16 protein-coding genes are annotated in these 14,321 nt (G+C 44.1%); 13 read left to right on the top strand and 3 right to left on the bottom strand.

Annotated elements, in window-relative coordinates; all coding sequences use genetic code 11:
• From RDQ32_RS08975 to RDQ32_RS08955, 5 genes are all read left to right on the top strand, one after another.
• On the top strand, positions 1 to 696 hold a 696-nt coding region (locus RDQ32_RS08975; RefSeq protein WP_308580118.1), incomplete at its 5' end, for an ornithine carbamoyltransferase.
• Entirely contained in the window at positions 696 to 971 is a 276-nt protein-coding gene (locus tag RDQ32_RS08970; protein WP_007156219.1) for a hypothetical protein, read from the top strand. The genes RDQ32_RS08975 and RDQ32_RS08970, both read left to right, overlap by 1 nt.
• A gap of 24 nt (positions 972 to 995) precedes the next feature.
• On the top strand, positions 996 to 2,153 hold the full coding sequence (rpoD, locus tag RDQ32_RS08965) for an RNA polymerase sigma factor RpoD (protein ID WP_308580116.1): 1,158 nt from the start codon (positions 996 to 998) through the stop codon (positions 2,151 to 2,153).
• A 7-nt stretch (positions 2,154 to 2,160) separates the two neighbouring features.
• Positions 2,161 to 2,823: an epoxyqueuosine reductase QueH gene (locus RDQ32_RS08960; protein WP_308580114.1), complete on the top strand. Its 663-nt coding sequence runs from the start codon at positions 2,161 to 2,163 to the stop codon at positions 2,821 to 2,823.
• A gap of 9 nt (positions 2,824 to 2,832) precedes the next feature.
• Positions 2,833 to 3,126, top strand: coding sequence for an HPr family phosphocarrier protein (locus RDQ32_RS08955; protein WP_007156216.1), 294 nt, complete (start codon positions 2,833 to 2,835; stop codon positions 3,124 to 3,126).
• Between the two features lie 210 nt (positions 3,127 to 3,336).
• On the opposite strand, the gene RDQ32_RS08950 is transcribed toward RDQ32_RS08955, so the two are convergent.
• Positions 3,337 to 4,194, bottom strand: a complete 858-nt coding sequence (locus RDQ32_RS08950) for an Mrp/NBP35 family ATP-binding protein (RefSeq protein ID WP_308580112.1) — start codon at positions 4,192 to 4,194, stop codon at positions 3,337 to 3,339.
• 14 nt (positions 4,195 to 4,208) lie between these two features.
• Complete coding sequence (locus RDQ32_RS08945; RefSeq protein ID WP_040648334.1) at positions 4,209 to 5,105, bottom strand: LysR family transcriptional regulator; 897 nt, start codon at positions 5,103 to 5,105, stop codon at positions 4,209 to 4,211.
• 161 nt (positions 5,106 to 5,266) lie between these two features.
• Between RDQ32_RS08945 and leuC the strand changes: the two genes are divergently transcribed.
• Positions 5,267 to 6,532, top strand: coding sequence for a 3-isopropylmalate dehydratase large subunit (gene leuC, locus RDQ32_RS08940; RefSeq protein WP_308580109.1), 1,266 nt, complete (start codon positions 5,267 to 5,269; stop codon positions 6,530 to 6,532).
• A 9-nt stretch (positions 6,533 to 6,541) separates the two neighbouring features.
• Positions 6,542 to 7,054, top strand: coding sequence for a 3-isopropylmalate dehydratase small subunit (locus RDQ32_RS08935; RefSeq protein ID WP_308580107.1), 513 nt, complete (start codon positions 6,542 to 6,544; stop codon positions 7,052 to 7,054).
• On the opposite strand, the gene RDQ32_RS08930 is transcribed toward RDQ32_RS08935, so the two are convergent.
• Positions 7,028 to 8,194, bottom strand: coding sequence for a ribonuclease H-like domain-containing protein (locus tag RDQ32_RS08930; RefSeq protein WP_308580106.1), 1,167 nt, complete (start codon positions 8,192 to 8,194; stop codon positions 7,028 to 7,030). The genes RDQ32_RS08935 and RDQ32_RS08930 overlap by 27 nt on opposite strands.
• 259 nt (positions 8,195 to 8,453) lie before the next feature.
• Between RDQ32_RS08930 and RDQ32_RS08925 the strand changes: the two genes are divergently transcribed.
• From RDQ32_RS08925 to ruvB, 6 genes are all read left to right on the top strand, one after another.
• On the top strand, positions 8,454 to 9,815 hold the full coding sequence (locus RDQ32_RS08925) for an efflux RND transporter periplasmic adaptor subunit (protein ID WP_308580104.1): 1,362 nt from the start codon (positions 8,454 to 8,456) through the stop codon (positions 9,813 to 9,815).
• Between the two features lie 4 nt (positions 9,816 to 9,819).
• Complete coding sequence (locus RDQ32_RS08920) at positions 9,820 to 10,578, top strand: ABC transporter ATP-binding protein (protein WP_308580102.1); 759 nt, start codon at positions 9,820 to 9,822, stop codon at positions 10,576 to 10,578.
• A complete protein-coding gene (locus tag RDQ32_RS08915) occupies positions 10,568 to 11,794 on the top strand; it encodes an ABC transporter permease (RefSeq protein WP_308580100.1) in 1,227 nt (408 codons plus the stop codon). The genes RDQ32_RS08920 and RDQ32_RS08915 overlap by 11 nt, the downstream gene beginning before the upstream one ends.
• A 188-nt stretch (positions 11,795 to 11,982) precedes the next feature.
• Positions 11,983 to 12,660, top strand: a complete 678-nt coding sequence (locus tag RDQ32_RS08910) for a nitroreductase family protein (protein ID WP_308580098.1) — start codon at positions 11,983 to 11,985, stop codon at positions 12,658 to 12,660.
• A gap of 168 nt (positions 12,661 to 12,828) precedes the next feature.
• The gene (gene ruvA / locus RDQ32_RS08905; RefSeq protein ID WP_308580096.1) at positions 12,829 to 13,428 is read left to right on the top strand and encodes a Holliday junction branch migration protein RuvA; all 600 of its coding nucleotides are present in this window, start codon (positions 12,829 to 12,831) and stop codon (positions 13,426 to 13,428) included.
• Positions 13,429 to 13,437: 9 nt separating this feature from the next.
• Positions 13,438 to 14,321: Holliday junction branch migration DNA helicase RuvB (gene ruvB, locus RDQ32_RS08900; RefSeq protein ID WP_308580095.1), on the top strand; the 884-nt coding region annotated here is incomplete at its 3' end.

Genomic DNA, 14,321 nt, shown 5'->3' with positions numbered 1-14,321 from the left:
TATGACGGAATTATGTATAGAGGCTATTCCCAGGAGGGTATGGAGGAGTTTGCCAGATATTCCTCCGTACCGGTATGGAATGCTTTAAGCGACCGTTTCCATCCCACTCAGCTTTTAGCGGATTTGTTAACGATTGAGGAGCGTTTCGGTAAGCTTAAGGGACTTAAGCTTTGCTATATGGGAGATGCCCGCTTTAATATGGGAAATTCCTATATGGTGGCCTGTGCCAAGATGGGCATGCACTTTGTGGCCTGCACAAAGGAAGGTTATTTTCCGGAGGAGGATTTGATTTCCGAGTGTCAGCAGATTGCAGAGGAAAATGGAGGCAGCCTTCGTTTTACGGAATCCGTGGCAGAAGGGTGTAAGGATGCGGATATTATTTGTACCGATGTTTGGTTATCCATGGGAGAGCCGGAGAGCCTCTTCGCCCAGAGAATTGCGGATTTACAGCCTTATCAGGTCAATGACACCGCATTTTCTTATGCCAAGGAATCCGCTATTTTCCTTCATTGCCTTCCTGCCTTCCACAATGCCAGAACGGAAATCGGCGCTAAAATTTATAAGCAGTTCGGTATTTCCGAAATGGAGGTAAGCGACAGCGTTTTTGAATCCGAGCGCTCTCTGGTATTTGCAGAGGCGGAAAACAGAATGCACACGATTAAGGCGCTTCTCTACCTCAGCTTGGGAGGAGCATAATGGAAAGACGGCTAAGAGGGAGAAATCCAAACAGGAAATATGATTTTTTCTATATTGGCATAGGTCTTGTGATTAGTATTATGGCGATTTTCGCTTTAACAAAGCCGGAGGAGAATCAGGTTCTCTTTCCTTTCATTTTCTTTTTTGCGGCCATCCTTCGTGTGGTCTATGTGCTGCAGGGAAGAGAAGAGGGAAAGAAGAGGCTTCTGTCTCTTTTTGTCGGTATTTTACTGTTGTTACTCAGCATCATCACAGGCATGAGCCTGTGGAGATAAGCCCTAAAAAGAAAGGATGTTCATTTGGAAAGAGAAGAATTAGAGAAAATACTTGCTTCTTTGCTGCAAAAGGCAAAAAGCAATAAAAACAGCATCGATTTAGGGGAAGTGCAGGAGGCAGTAAAGGAGTTTTCCCTAAATGAAGAGCAGATGGAGCAGGTTTTGCTTTTGCTGGAGAATAAGGGAATCGAGATTAATCCCATCCTGGATGAGGATGCACTTAAAACCATAGAACAGGATGGGGATAAGGCGGAGCCGGATGCTCTCCTTCCCTTAGAAGACGATGATGACTTTGTAAAGGAAGAAGAGGGAGAGGAGATTGACCTGGATGCGGTGGATCTTCTGGAAGGAATCGGAACGGAAGATCCGGTTAGAATGTATCTGAAGGAAATCGGTACAGTGCCCCTTCTTACCGCAGAGGAAGAATATGCTCTTGCCATGAAGAAGCAGGAGGGAGATGAATATGCTAAACAAAGGTTGATTGAAGCCAACCTTCGTTTGGTTGTTTCTATTGCCAAAAGATATACCGGTCGAGGAATGAGCTTCCTGGATTTGGTTCAGGAAGGAAATCTCGGTTTGATTAAAGGAGTGGAAAAGTTTGACCCGGAGAAGGGCTTTAAGCTTTCTACCTATGCTACCTGGTGGATTCGTCAGTCCGTAACCAGAGCCTTGGCAGACCAGGCCAGAACCATTCGTGTTCCGGTGCATATGGTGGAAACCATTAACAAGATGTCCAAGATGCAGAGAAAGCTGACCTTAGAGCTTGGTTATGAGCCTTCCGTAAAGGAACTGGCTGAGCATTTGGATATGACAGAGGAGAAGGTACAGGAAATCATGCAGATTGCCAGAGAGCCGGCTTCTTTGGAAACCCCCATCGGTGAAGAGGATGATTCCAATTTGGGAGATTTCGTAGCGGATACCAATGTTCTTTCTCCGGAGGGAAATGTGGAATCCGTAATGCTTAGAGAGCATATTGATACACTTCTCGGGGATTTAAAGGAAAGAGAAAGACAGGTTATCGTGCTTCGTTTCGGATTAGAGGATGGACATCCAAGAACACTGGAAGAAGTAGGAAAAGAATTTAATGTTACCAGAGAGAGAATTCGACAGATCGAGGCAAAGGCTTTAAGAAAGCTGAGAAATCCTGTCCGTTCCAAGAGAATTCGAGACTTTTTACAGTAAGGAAGCTATGAAGAAAAATTATGAACAGCTGATGGAAAGCCATCTTCCGAAAAGCGGAGAAAAAAAGAGATTGCTACTCCATGTCTGCTGTGCTCCCTGCTCCACGGCAGTACTGGAGAGTTTGGAACAATATTTTTCCATCAGCATCTTCTTTTATAACCCGAACTTGGATTCGAAATCCGAGTTTTTGCATAGGGCGGAGGAATGTAAGAGGCTGGTGAAGGAAATGGGCTTTTCAATGGATGTGATTGTTTCCAACTATATCCATGAGGAGTTCCTGGAGATAGCCAAGGGTTTGGAAAAGGAGCCTGAAAGAGGAGCCAGGTGCGATGCCTGTTTTAATCTTCGATTAGAAGAAACTGCCCAATACGGGGCCGCATGGAATAAAGAACATCCGGATCAGGCTTTTGATTATTTTTGTACCAGCTTAAGCATCTCTCCTCTAAAAAATGCTGCCGTCTTAAATGAGATAGGAGAAGCATTGGGAGAGAAGTACGGAATCGCCTACCTGCCTTCGGATTTTAAGAAAAAGAGTCGATACCTTCGTTCCATAGAATTATCCAAGGAACATAATCTGTATCGGCAGGACTATTGCGGATGTGAATTTTCCAAGGCGGAAAGCATCAGAAGAAATAAGGAAAGAGAAAAAGCGGAAAGCTGCTCGAAATAGGAGGGGGATATGCTTAGTCAAGAGGTAAAAATCATCAATGAATCAGGATTACATTTACGTCCGGCCGGGGTGCTTACCCAAACCTGTATCCGATATAAAAGTGAAATTATTTTGCATTATGGAGAGCGTAAGATTGTAGGAAAGTCCGTGCTAAATGTGATGGCTGCCGGAGTAAAGCGAGGCAGTACCGTAGTGGTAGAATGTAATGGTCCTGACGAAGAAGAGGCCCTAAAGGCAGTGGTGGAAGCCATATCCAACGGCCTTGGAGAAGGCCCGGAGGGCTCAGAGCCATTGTTCACATAAGACAAAAAGGGATGTAAAAATTCACATCCCCTTTTTTATTGCTTTAATGATGAATGTTTCGCTCTATACCCTTTGGAATAAGGGGCAATCTGAGCCCGTCAGTTCTTAGCTTTTGTTTTTTAAAAGCTTAGAACTGCTACGTGGCGAGGTTAGCGAGAGCGTGCCCCTATTTCAAAGGGTATAGGAGCGAAAGAATAGAAATATTGAAGCCTATTCCTCTAAAATCCCCTTCAACACCTCTACTGCATGTCCCAGTGTCTTACTGGTATCAATGGCTTCTACAGCACCGGCATCCATATAGGCGGCATTACCCGGTTCAATGGGAAGCTTTGCCAGAAGTTCCAGCCCTTCTTTTTCAGCCAGCTCTTCAATATGGCTTTCTCCAAATACGGATATTTTCTCCTCGCAGTGAGGACACTGGAGGTAGGACATATTTTCAATGATTCCCAAGATAGGAATATTCATCTTTTCCGCCATCCGTACAGCCTTCTGCACAATCATGGAAACCAGGTCCTGGGGGGAGGTAACAATCACAATTCCCGCCACCGGCATGGATTGAAATACGGTTAAGGGGACGTCTCCGGTTCCGGGGGGCATATCTACGAAGAGATAATCAATATCCTTCCATTCTACCTCCTGCCAGAACTGTTTTACCGCATTGGCAATCATGGAGCCTCTCCAGATTACGGGATCGGTTTCATTTTCCAAAAGCAGATTGGTGGAAATGATTTCCACGCCTCCTGCACTTTTCTCCGGCACCATGGACTTTCCGTCGCTGCTTAACGCTACGCCGTCGTGAGCCAGTCCGAAAGCCTTAGGAATGGAAGGCCCGGTAATATCCGCATCTAAAATTCCTACATGGTAGCCTGCCTTATTCATTGCGGAAGCCAATAAGGAGCAAACGGTGGATTTTCCCACACCGCCCTTTCCGGATACGATACCGATTACCTTCTTTACGGAAGAGCCGGGAGCCAAGGGGAGTTTCTGAATTCCCGCACTTTTACTTGGGCAGCCGGATGAGCAGCTGCTACAGTTGGAGTTACAGGAAGATGAATTTTGTTCTGCCATAATATTTCCTTTCTCTATACGGTTTCCTTCTTTAGGAAAGACACAAAGCTCTCTAAGGAAGGAGAGTTGTTTTTGTTGTTATACAGAAAAGCAATTCTTCGCTTCTGTATAGGTTGGGGAAGTTTGATTTCCACCAGCTGTCCATTTTTTAGATCCTCCGCCACGAAGTCTCGAATCACCCAGGCAATGCCGATGCCGATTTTGGCTGAGTCAATCAGAAGATCCATGGTGTTTAATTCCATAATCTGGGGACAGTAAATCTGATTTTCCTTCAGATAATTCTCAATATGATGCCGGGAGAGATTTTGTTCCTCCAAAAGCATTACATTGGCATCCTGAAATAAGGAAAAGGCTTCGCCCCGAATCTTTTTCAGATTATGCAAATATTGGGGGGCTGCCACCAGAATATCCTCCACCTCCCGCTCCATCAGAATCTCCTGATTGATGCCAAGCTTCTTCGGAAGAGCGGCTAAAGCCAGATCAATCTGATGATCCTCCAACAGATGGAGAGTTTTTCCGCTATCCTGATTCTTCAAACTGATACGAATATTGGGATATTCCTTCATAAAAGCCTTCAGATAGGGAAGAAGAATAAAACGGCAAAGGGTGCTGCTGGCACCGATATCCAGATGACCGATATGAAAGTCCTTCATTTTCTGAAGGGTTTCTTCCGCCTCCTGAATATGGGCAAAGGCATCCTTAATATACTGAAATAAAACCTTTCCCTCATCGGTTAAGCTGACGCCCCGGGAATTTCTTTTAAATAGCTTGATTTCTAAACTATCCTCTAAACGAACGATGGTTTTGGAAATCGCCGGCTGGGAAATATAGAGCTGTTCTGCGGCCTTGGAAATGTTTCCGCTTTTGGCCACTTCATAAAATATCCGATAGGTGGATAGGTTCTGTTCCATGTTTATCCTTTCTTTTTGAGATAACTTAAGGGAATAATAAGTATCTAAAAAATGTATTTTAATTATAGCAGTAGCTTTGTTACACTGTAAAGAAGAATGCAATTCTGCTTTTATAAAATACATAGGAGCAGGCGGTTTAGCTAGGAAGTAAGGAGATTTCCATGGGAATGACGATGAGTCAGAAGATTTTGGCCAAGCATGCAGGATTAGAGGAAGTACAGGCAGGACAATTAATTCTAGCCAAGGTGGATTTGGTACACGGAAATGATATCACCACTCCGGTGGCAATTCGTGAGCTGGATAAGATTCACGGAGAGGGCGTATTTGATAAGGAGAAGGTAGTCTTTGTTATGGATCACTTTGTGCCTAACAAGGATATTACCTCTGCAAAGTGTACTCAGATTTGCAGAAACTTTGCCAAGGAGCATGGACTGAAGCACTACTATGATGTGGGAAACATGGGTATTGAGCATGCCCTGATCCCGGAGCAGGGTCTGATTACCGCAGGGGAGCTGTCCATCGGTGCGGATTCCCATACCTGTACCTATGGAGCGTTGGGAGCCTTTTCCACCGGTGTGGGTTCTACGGATATGGCGGCGGCAATGGCTACAGGAGAGCTTTGGTTTAAGGTGCCTACTGCGATTAAGGTAGTATTAAAAGGGAAATTACAAAAGCATGTCAGCGGTAAGGATTTGATTCTTCATTTGATTGGCATGATTGGTGTGGATGGAGCCCTTTACGAGTCCATTGAGTTTACCGGAGAGGGTGTGGCTTCTCTTTCTATGGACGATCGCTTTGCCATCTGTAATATGGCCATCGAAGCCGGTGGAAAGAACGGCATTTTCCCTGTGGATGAAAAGACTTTGGAATATATTAAGGCTCATTCCAATAAGGAATACCATATTTACGAGGCGGATGAGGATGCGGAATATGACAGAATCATCGAGATTGACCTTTCTACCCTTAAGTCCACAGTGGCTTTTCCCCATTTGCCGGAAAATACCCATGAAATCGGTAGCTTTGACAAGATTACTATTGATCAGGCGGTCATCGGTTCCTGTACCAACGGAAGACTTTCCGATATCAAGGTGGCTGCAGAGATTGCCAAGGGAAGAAAGATTGCGGACAATGTTCGTTGCATCGTGATTCCTGCCACCCAGAAGATTTATCTGGAGGCTATGGAGAAGGGCTATATTAAGGATTTAATCGAGGCGGGAGCTGTAGTGAGCACCCCAACCTGCGGTCCTTGCCTGGGAGGCTATATGGGAATTTTGGCTCCCAATGAGCGTTGTATTTCCACCACCAACAGAAACTTTGTGGGAAGAATGGGAGATGCCAGCTCGGAGATTTATCTTGCTTCTCCGGAGGTGGCTATGGCATCGGCGGTTTTGGGATATATTGCATCCCCAACGGATTTAGGACTATAGGAGGCTGTTATGGAAAAAGCTAAAGGTCATTGTGTGAAATACGGGGATAATGTGGATACGGACGTAATTATCCCGGCAAGATATCTGGCGATTCAGGATAAGGCGGAGCTGGCTACCCATGCCATGGAGGATATAGACCAACATTTTCATGATAAAATTAAAAAGGGCGACCTTCTGATTGCAGGAAAGAATTTTGGCTGTGGATCCTCCAGAGAGCATGCTCCCCAGGTTTTGAAGGATTCCGGCATCTCCTGTGTCATTGCGGAAAGCTTTGCCAGAATCTTCTTTAGAAATGCCTTAAATATCGGCTTGGCCATTGTGGAGGCTCCGGAAGCGGCGAAGGAGATTCAAGAAGGAGAAGAGCTGGAGGTGGATTTTACCGAAGGAAAGATTCATAACCTAAGCAGTGGAAAATCCTATACAATGGCGGTATTTCCTCCCTTCCTGCAGGAAATGATTGATAAGGGGGGCTTGATTGCCTCTGTTAATGAAAAGCTAGAAAAAATGCAGCAAAAAGGCTAAGAAGTATTCCTCCATCAGGGAGTGGTTTTCTAAAAGCTCCGGAGTGAAGGGAATATAGTTTTGCTTTTCCTTATATTCCTTTTGGAAAAGATTGGGAAAGCTATCGGAGAAGACAGGGAGAAAGAGCCCTGTCTTTTTTTGATAGGCGGTAGCAGCCTTTGCCCTTTGCTTTTCTTCTTTAGGATAGAGCTGGGAAAGACTTTTGTGCAATGCCATATCTTTGGCGGGAATATAGTCATAGTCTTTAAAGTTTTTGAAAAAATACTTTGCTTCCCCGGAAAATAAAGGGATTTCCAAAATAGCCTCCTGTCCGGAGACTTCCAGCTGAAAGCCCTCAAAGTGGTGAGAGATTGCTTTGGGAAAGAATGCATTGTTCTCTTCTAATGAGTTGTGAGGATATGTTTGTGCTTCGGCAGTAGAAGTATTTTCTTCCGTCCCGGAAGGGGAGGTCGGCTTAGTAAAATGAAAACAGAGCCTTAGTTTATTTTCCTCCGATAGCAGTTCAGACTTTTCCCTACAATAGCGTCCCTTCCCTTGAAACAGCTCTTCATAGGCAAAAAAGGAAAAGAGGGAGGGAAGATAGAGTAAATCCTCAAAGTTATGCTGTAACAGAAGAGCTTTGGCTTCCTTTGTGGGATGCTCCAAATACTCTAAATAGACATAAATCAATTCTCCTCCGGTATAGACATCGTCCCTTTGAATTCCCAAAAAGCGCTCACATTCCTTAAGCTTATAGGAGGGGAGCTGATAGAATTTTTTTCTGCTCTGAATCATTTTGAAAAGATCCAGCTGGGGAAGATCCGTAAGAGGACTTTTTAAGCCGTATTGATTATAGCTTTTCTCTAAAAAAGGGGTGTCAAAGGCTTTCCCGTTAAAGCTGATCAGTCGGGTTTTGCTTTTACAATATTCTTGAAAGCCCTGTAAGACTTCAATTTCCTCTGAAAGACTATTGGCAAAGAGCTGGACAATCTCCATTTCCATAGCTTTGAAAAGGAGTAAGCCTATACTGTAAATCTGAGCGCTTTTCGGACTAAGTCCGGTGGTTTCTATATCAAAAAATAAAATCTCTTCTTTATCGGGAAGAAAAGAAGGGAAAAAGAAATCTTTGGGATAGGGAAGCAGTTTTTTTATAATATCCATAGGGGGACTCCGATAAACACAGTATTCTTGTTCAACGAGATATCTCGGGCTTTTTGCAGGATCTCACTGAGAATCAATATTTTCTTAGTTTAGTTTACTCCAAGGGAAGAAAAATAAAAACAAAAGGATAACAAAAATAAAAAAACAGTCTACTTTTTCACATTTCATTCATATTTATGAGGTTTAATTCTAAAGAATCGTAAAAGGCGAAGTAGGTTTATGAGAGAAAGCTATCGCATTTCATTTTAAAGGAGAAGAAATGGAAGAGAATCAAAAGGGACAGGATGTTTCTCAGGAAATTAATAAATTGCTGGAAGCAAGCCCCAAAAAGAAGAAAAAGGGAAAGTTGAAATGGATTCTGATCGGAGTCCTAGTTTTAGTCTTATTGTTTGTGGCTAAGAAGCTTCTTTTTCCCGCTAAGCCCATGGGAACCATGGTCAGTGTACAGGCTTTAACGAAGGGAGATGTACAGGAAAAGATCAGTCTCTCCGGACCTGTATCCGGTACGGATGCGCAGCAGGTCACTTCCGGTTTACATGCGAAAGTAACGGAAATCCTGGTGAAAGAGGGAGATAAGGTTGAGAAGGGGCAGGTATTAGCCCGCTTGGATAAAACCGATGTGAATACTGCCTTGGAAGCTGCCAAGACCCAGCTGGATTTGGCAAAGGCCAATAAAACCGAGGCGGAAAAAAATCTTCGTTTGGAATATGAGAAAAATCAAACAATCTTAAAAAATGCGGAATTGGATTTCCAGAGAAAGTCCAGTCTTTACTCCACCGGAGATATTCCTCAGAGTGACTATGAGGCGGCGGAAAGCGCTTTAAAGGATGCCAAAGCTACTATGGCAAATTACAAGGTGATAAAGGGTACGGTAAAGGTTCCGGACAGCTATGATTTGCAGATTAAGACGGCGGAGCAGGAGCTTGAGAAGGCGGAAAGCAAAGTTTCCGATGCGGATTTAATCTCCCCCATTGCCGGAACCATTACCAGAGTGAACATCAAGGTGGGAGAATTTGCAGACACTCCGACAGAAAATAAATATGATTTTACCGTTGAGAATCTGGATCAGTTGGAGCTTAGCATCGCAGTTTCCGAATACAATATCGGAAAGGTACATCTGGGACAAAAAGCTACCATTACGGCGGATATTTTAGGCGGAGAATCTTTAGAGGGTGTGGTTTCTTCCATTTCCCCCACAGGAGAAGAGAAAAATGCCAACACCAGCGAAAGAGTTATTCCGATTAAGGTACAGATTACCGGAGATAAAAAGGGATTGCTTTCCGGTATTACCGCTAAGGCGGATTTACTCTTATCCGAAGCTAAGGATGTGTATGTAGTACCTATTTCTGCAGTGATGACCGGGGAAGACGGAAGCAATAAAATGGCCTTTGTTGTAAACGGAACCGTGCATTTTGTTCCGGTAACTACCGGAGTTACCAGTGATGTTTCCATGGAGGTAAAACCTGTGAAAGAGGATTCCGCATTTAAAGAGGGAAGCAATTATATTCTTTCTCCTGATGCCAGTCTTACAGAGGGAAGTCCGGTAACCGTAGATCCCAAAGCCCAAGGTTCAGAGTCCGTTAGTCCGGAAGAAGCCGGGGTTGTAGTACAGACAGGATAGAAAGATGGAAGATACTTTAATTGAATTACGCAATCTGGTGAAAATCTATGATACCGGTGCGGTGAAGGTATTGGGATTAAATCAGATTAATTTAAAAATTAAAAGAGGGGAGTTCGTAGCCATTATGGGACAGTCCGGCTCCGGAAAATCTACTCTAATGAATATCTTAGGCTGTTTGGATAAACCAAGTCTTGGCAATTACTTTCTGGACGGAGAAGATGTGGCAGCCATGGAGCCCAATACTTTGAATAAGGTAAGAAATCAAAAAATCGGCTTCGTGTTCCAGAGCTTTAATTTGATTAGTCGTATGAGCGCTTTGAAAAATGTGGAAATCCCCATGATTTACGCCCATATTCGTTCGCAAAAGCAAAGGTCGGAAAGAGCGGCCATGCTTTTGGAGAAGGTAGGCCTTTCCGGCAGAATTCATCATCAGCCCAATGAAATGTCCGGAGGGCAAAGGCAGAGAGTGGCAATTGCCAGAGCCTTAGCCAATGAACCGCCTTTGATTTTGGCGGATGAGCCCACCGGAAACTTAGACACTGCCAGCTCCATTGAAATTATGGAAATGTTCTCTGCTCTTCATAAGGCAGGAGCTACCGTAGTGGTGGTTACCCATGAGGAGAATATTGCCGCCTATACGGATAGGATGCTTCGCTTTTCAGACGGAAAACTGATTTCCGATATCAAAAATGAGAATCCTACTCCGGTAAGAGATTTGGCAATCTTCGAAGGAATGTACAGAGGAGGGAACCATGCTTCTTGAAAATATGAAAATGGCATTAAGCTCTCTTCGGGCCAATAAGCTTCGTTCTATCCTTACCATGCTGGGCATTATTATCGGAATAGGTTCCGTCATCTCCATTGTTTCCATCGGAGATACCATGCGGAAAATGTTCTCCGACCTCTATAAAAATGTAGGTGTGACTCAGGCGGCCATTATGATAAACCCCTACATGGATCAGGATGAATATCGAGACAGCGATTTTTTCACTATGGACGAACTTTACAAGATGAAGGAGGTCTTTGGGGATCGGCTGGACTATGTGGATAATATGTCCAGCGGCTCTATCGATATAAAAAACGGATTAAACCGTTTGAAAACCAATATTGAGGGAGTAGATACCGCCTATCAAAAGCTACAGCCTGTACAGATTTTAAACGGAAGATATATTTCCGCTAATGATGTTGAGGAAAGAAGAGCAGTTATTATGATTTCCGAAAGTACAGCCTTAAAGCTTTATGGAACTGTAAATGTCGCGGGAAAACATTTTCGCTCCGACATTTTAGGAGAAAATCGAGAGTTTAGCATTATCGGAGTTTACAGGAAAGATGTCAGCCCCATTCAAAAGCTACTGATGGGTTCTAATGATAAAAATGGAGAAGGCATTGTTCCCTGGACTTTGCTTTCACCTGAGTCCAGTGAATTTTCCATGATTCGATACTACGGAAAAACAGGAATGTCCGAGCAGGAGATGAAACAGCTGAATACGGAAATCAAAGCTTATTTTTCTAAAATAAAAAATCGTCAGCCCTCCGACTGGTATATTTCCTCCATTCAGGATGAAATGAAACAGGTAGATGGGGTAATGGGGGGAATTTCCGCTGCTGTGGGCGGCATTGCTGCCATTTCTCTTCTGGTAGGCGGTATCGGTATTATGAATATTATGCTGGTGTCGGTAACGGAGAGAACCAGAGAAATCGGAATCAGAAAGGCCTTGGGAGCCAGTACAGGAGATATTTTGGTGCAGTTTTTAACGGAATCTGCTCTGTTGTCCGCCCTGGGAGGATTGATTGGAGTGTTACTGGCCATGGGACTGGTGTCCTTGGGAGCTACCGCCTTCGGTTTATCCGTAGTGATTCGTCCGGGAATTATCCTGGTTGCGGTACTTTTCTCCGCGATAGTGGGTATCTTCTTCGGCATCTATCCTGCCAATAAGGCGGCAAAGGAAGATCCTATTGTAGCCCTTAGATATGAATAAGAAATTAAGAAGCCTAAGCCCTATAGGAATCATGGATATGCTTCTTCCGAGCCGGCCTTAATAACTTTTTATTAATAGCATCCCCTGGTTTTATTCAGTGCATTCCTTGATTAATAACTGGACAATAAGGCGAAAAAAGATATACTAAAGATGAGTAATATTCCTATTTTCAGGAGAAATTTCGGATTATGGTAAAGGAGGTTATGATGACCCTTAGAGAAGCAATGGAAAAACGACATATGGTTCGTAAGTACAAGGATGAGGTAATTCCTCAGGATGTGGTGAAGGCTTTAGAGGAGCGGATTCAGGAATGCAATCAGAAGTATTCCCTGCATTTTTTCTTAAAAACTGAGGATGGAGCTGCATTTGCGGAATTAATTGATAAATTGATTACCAAAAATGCCAAGAACTACATCGTATTAGCAGGAGATGAAAAGGAAGGCGTGGAGGAGCGTGTTGGTTATGCCAGTGCGGATATTATGCTCTATGCCCAGACTCTTGGCTTAAATACCTGGTGGGTAGGCGCAAGCTTTAACAAGGAGGCTGTGGCAAAGTTAAGTCCTGACCATCCTGTTTATGGCGTGATTTCCATCGGTTATGGAGAGACTCAGGGTACTCCTCATGCTTCCAAGGAAGATTTTGAGGTTTGCAGCTATGAAGGAACCGTACCGGATTGGTTTAAGGAGGGCGTGGAGTATGCTTTGATGGCACCTACCGCCTATAATCGTCAGTCCTTTTATTTAAAGGGCAAGGGCAATGAAGTGCAGTTTACTTATAAAGAGGGCGAGTTCCAGGGCATTGATTCCGGTTTGGTAAAGTATCATTTCGAAGCGGCAGCCGGAAAAGAGAATTTCCACTGGGTTTAAGCCTGTAAAATAAGACGTTTAGATTTTCGGCAAGATAGGCCTGAAATTCGGGAAAGCAAGTGCGCCCCGGTTTCAGGTCTTTTTTTCTTCACAAAAAGCAAAGCAATTTTCTTCCCTCCATTGAGAAAATCAGGTATCTATGCTAGACTAGTGCGGATTGGAGAGATTATGATTCGATTTATTCACGGCATTTTACGGGAAGTAAAAGAGGATATGTTGGTAATAGAAGCAGGAGGACTGGGATATGGAGTTCGCATTCCTGCTTCTGTTTTTGATAAAGCACCTAAGACGGGAGAAGAAATTCTTCTCCATACTTATTTTTCGGTGCGAGAGGACAGTCAGGAGCTCTTCGGCTTTTGGGAGGAAAGGGACAGGGATTTTTTCATCAAGTTACTTTCCGTTTCCGGTATTGGTCCTAAGACCGCTTTGGGAATTTTCTCTTGTATGAGTAGGGAGGAGCTGATACATGCCATTATCAGCAATGACAGCAAGAAGATACAGCAGGCTCCGGGACTGGGAAAGAAATCTGCGGAAAGATTGATTGTGGAGTTACGGGACAAAGTACCTAAGGAGGACATTACATTTTCCGGAGAAGAAGCTGTTGAGACGACTTCTTCCTCTATAGCTGTGGAGGAAGCGGTGGAAGCCTTGGTGTCCTTGGGATATTCCGCCATGGAAGCGAAAAGATGGATTAGGTCGATTCCGGCCTATGAAGAAAAGACCGCGGAGGAGCTGTTGCGGCTTAGTCTGAAGCAGTTTGCGTTGTAAGGGATTTTTATGGAAAGAAAGTTGATACAAACAGAGGAGAGTAAGGAGGATTTATCCTTTGATCCGAAGATTCGACCTCAATTTTTAAAGGATTATATCGGACAGGAAAAGCTGAAGGAAACCCTGTCTATCTTTATAGAAGCCGCGAAAAAGAGAAAGCAAAGTTTGGATCACTGCCTCTTTTATGGACCTCCCGGCTTGGGAAAAACCACAATTTCCAATATTATTGCCAATGAACTGGGGGTACACTGTAAGATTACCTCCGGACCGGCTATTGAAAAGCCGGGGGAAATTGCGGCGATTTTGAACAATCTTTCCGAAGGGGATGTGCTCTTCGTGGATGAAATCCATAGACTGAATCGTCAGGTGGAGGAAGTGCTTTATCCTGCCATGGAGGATTTTGCCATTGATGTGCTTTTGGGGAAGGAAAGCAGTACCCGTTCCATCCGTCTGGATTTGCCTCGATTTACCTTGGTAGGAGCTACCACCAGAGCGGGACTTTTGTCCGCCCCTCTTCGAGATCGTTTCGGGATTATCGGGAAACTGGAGTTTTATAAGGAAGAGGAGTTGGAGGAGATTGTCCTTCGAAGCGCCAAGGTGCTGTCCATTTCTATTGATAAAGGCGGAGCGAAAAGCATTGCCCTACGCTCCAGAGGTACACCAAGACTTGCCAATCGTTTGCTAAAGAGGGTACGAGATTTTGCGGAAATCAAGTATAATGGTGTTATTCGCAAAGAAGTGGCAGAGGATGCTCTGGATTTACTGGATGTGGATACCTTAGGTTTGGATACCTATGACAGACAGTATCTTTGGAATTTGATTGAAAAGTTTTCCGGAGGACCGGTGGGGGTGGAGACCTTAGCCACCAGTCTGGGAGAGGATCGGGGAACCTT

It is taken from the genome of uncultured Oribacterium sp. (assembly GCF_902481605.1).
In the GTDB taxonomy this organism is placed as follows: Bacteria; Bacillota; Clostridia; order Lachnospirales; family Lachnospiraceae; genus Oribacterium; species Oribacterium sinus.
Note: the sequence above shows the minus strand (reverse complement) of the source record. Positions and strands in the feature narration are given on the sequence as shown.

Coding starts and splice junctions, on each gene's coding strand:
- RDQ32_RS08925 (WP_308580104.1), top strand. CDS start 8,454: ATGGAAGAGAATCAAAAGGGACAGGATGTTTCTCAGGAAATTAATAAA.
- RDQ32_RS08915 (WP_308580100.1), top strand. CDS start 10,568: ATGCTTCTTGAAAATATGAAAATGGCATTAAGCTCTCTTCGGGCCAAT.
- RDQ32_RS08950 (WP_308580112.1), bottom strand. CDS start 4,194: ATGGCAGAACAAAATTCATCTTCCTGTAACTCCAACTGTAGCAGCTGC.
- RDQ32_RS08960 (WP_308580114.1), top strand. CDS start 2,161: ATGAAGAAAAATTATGAACAGCTGATGGAAAGCCATCTTCCGAAAAGC.
- RDQ32_RS08970 (WP_007156219.1), top strand. CDS start 696: ATGGAAAGACGGCTAAGAGGGAGAAATCCAAACAGGAAATATGATTTT.
- RDQ32_RS08930 (WP_308580106.1), bottom strand. CDS start 8,194: ATGGATATTATAAAAAAACTGCTTCCCTATCCCAAAGATTTCTTTTTC.
- RDQ32_RS08920 (WP_308580102.1), top strand. CDS start 9,820: ATGGAAGATACTTTAATTGAATTACGCAATCTGGTGAAAATCTATGAT.
- RDQ32_RS08955 (WP_007156216.1), top strand. CDS start 2,833: ATGCTTAGTCAAGAGGTAAAAATCATCAATGAATCAGGATTACATTTA.
- RDQ32_RS08935 (WP_308580107.1), top strand. CDS start 6,542: ATGGAAAAAGCTAAAGGTCATTGTGTGAAATACGGGGATAATGTGGAT.
- ruvA (WP_308580096.1), top strand. CDS start 12,829: ATGATTCGATTTATTCACGGCATTTTACGGGAAGTAAAAGAGGATATG.
- leuC (WP_308580109.1), top strand. CDS start 5,267: ATGGGAATGACGATGAGTCAGAAGATTTTGGCCAAGCATGCAGGATTA.
- RDQ32_RS08910 (WP_308580098.1), top strand. CDS start 11,983: ATGGTAAAGGAGGTTATGATGACCCTTAGAGAAGCAATGGAAAAACGA.
- RDQ32_RS08945 (WP_040648334.1), bottom strand. CDS start 5,105: ATGGAACAGAACCTATCCACCTATCGGATATTTTATGAAGTGGCCAAA.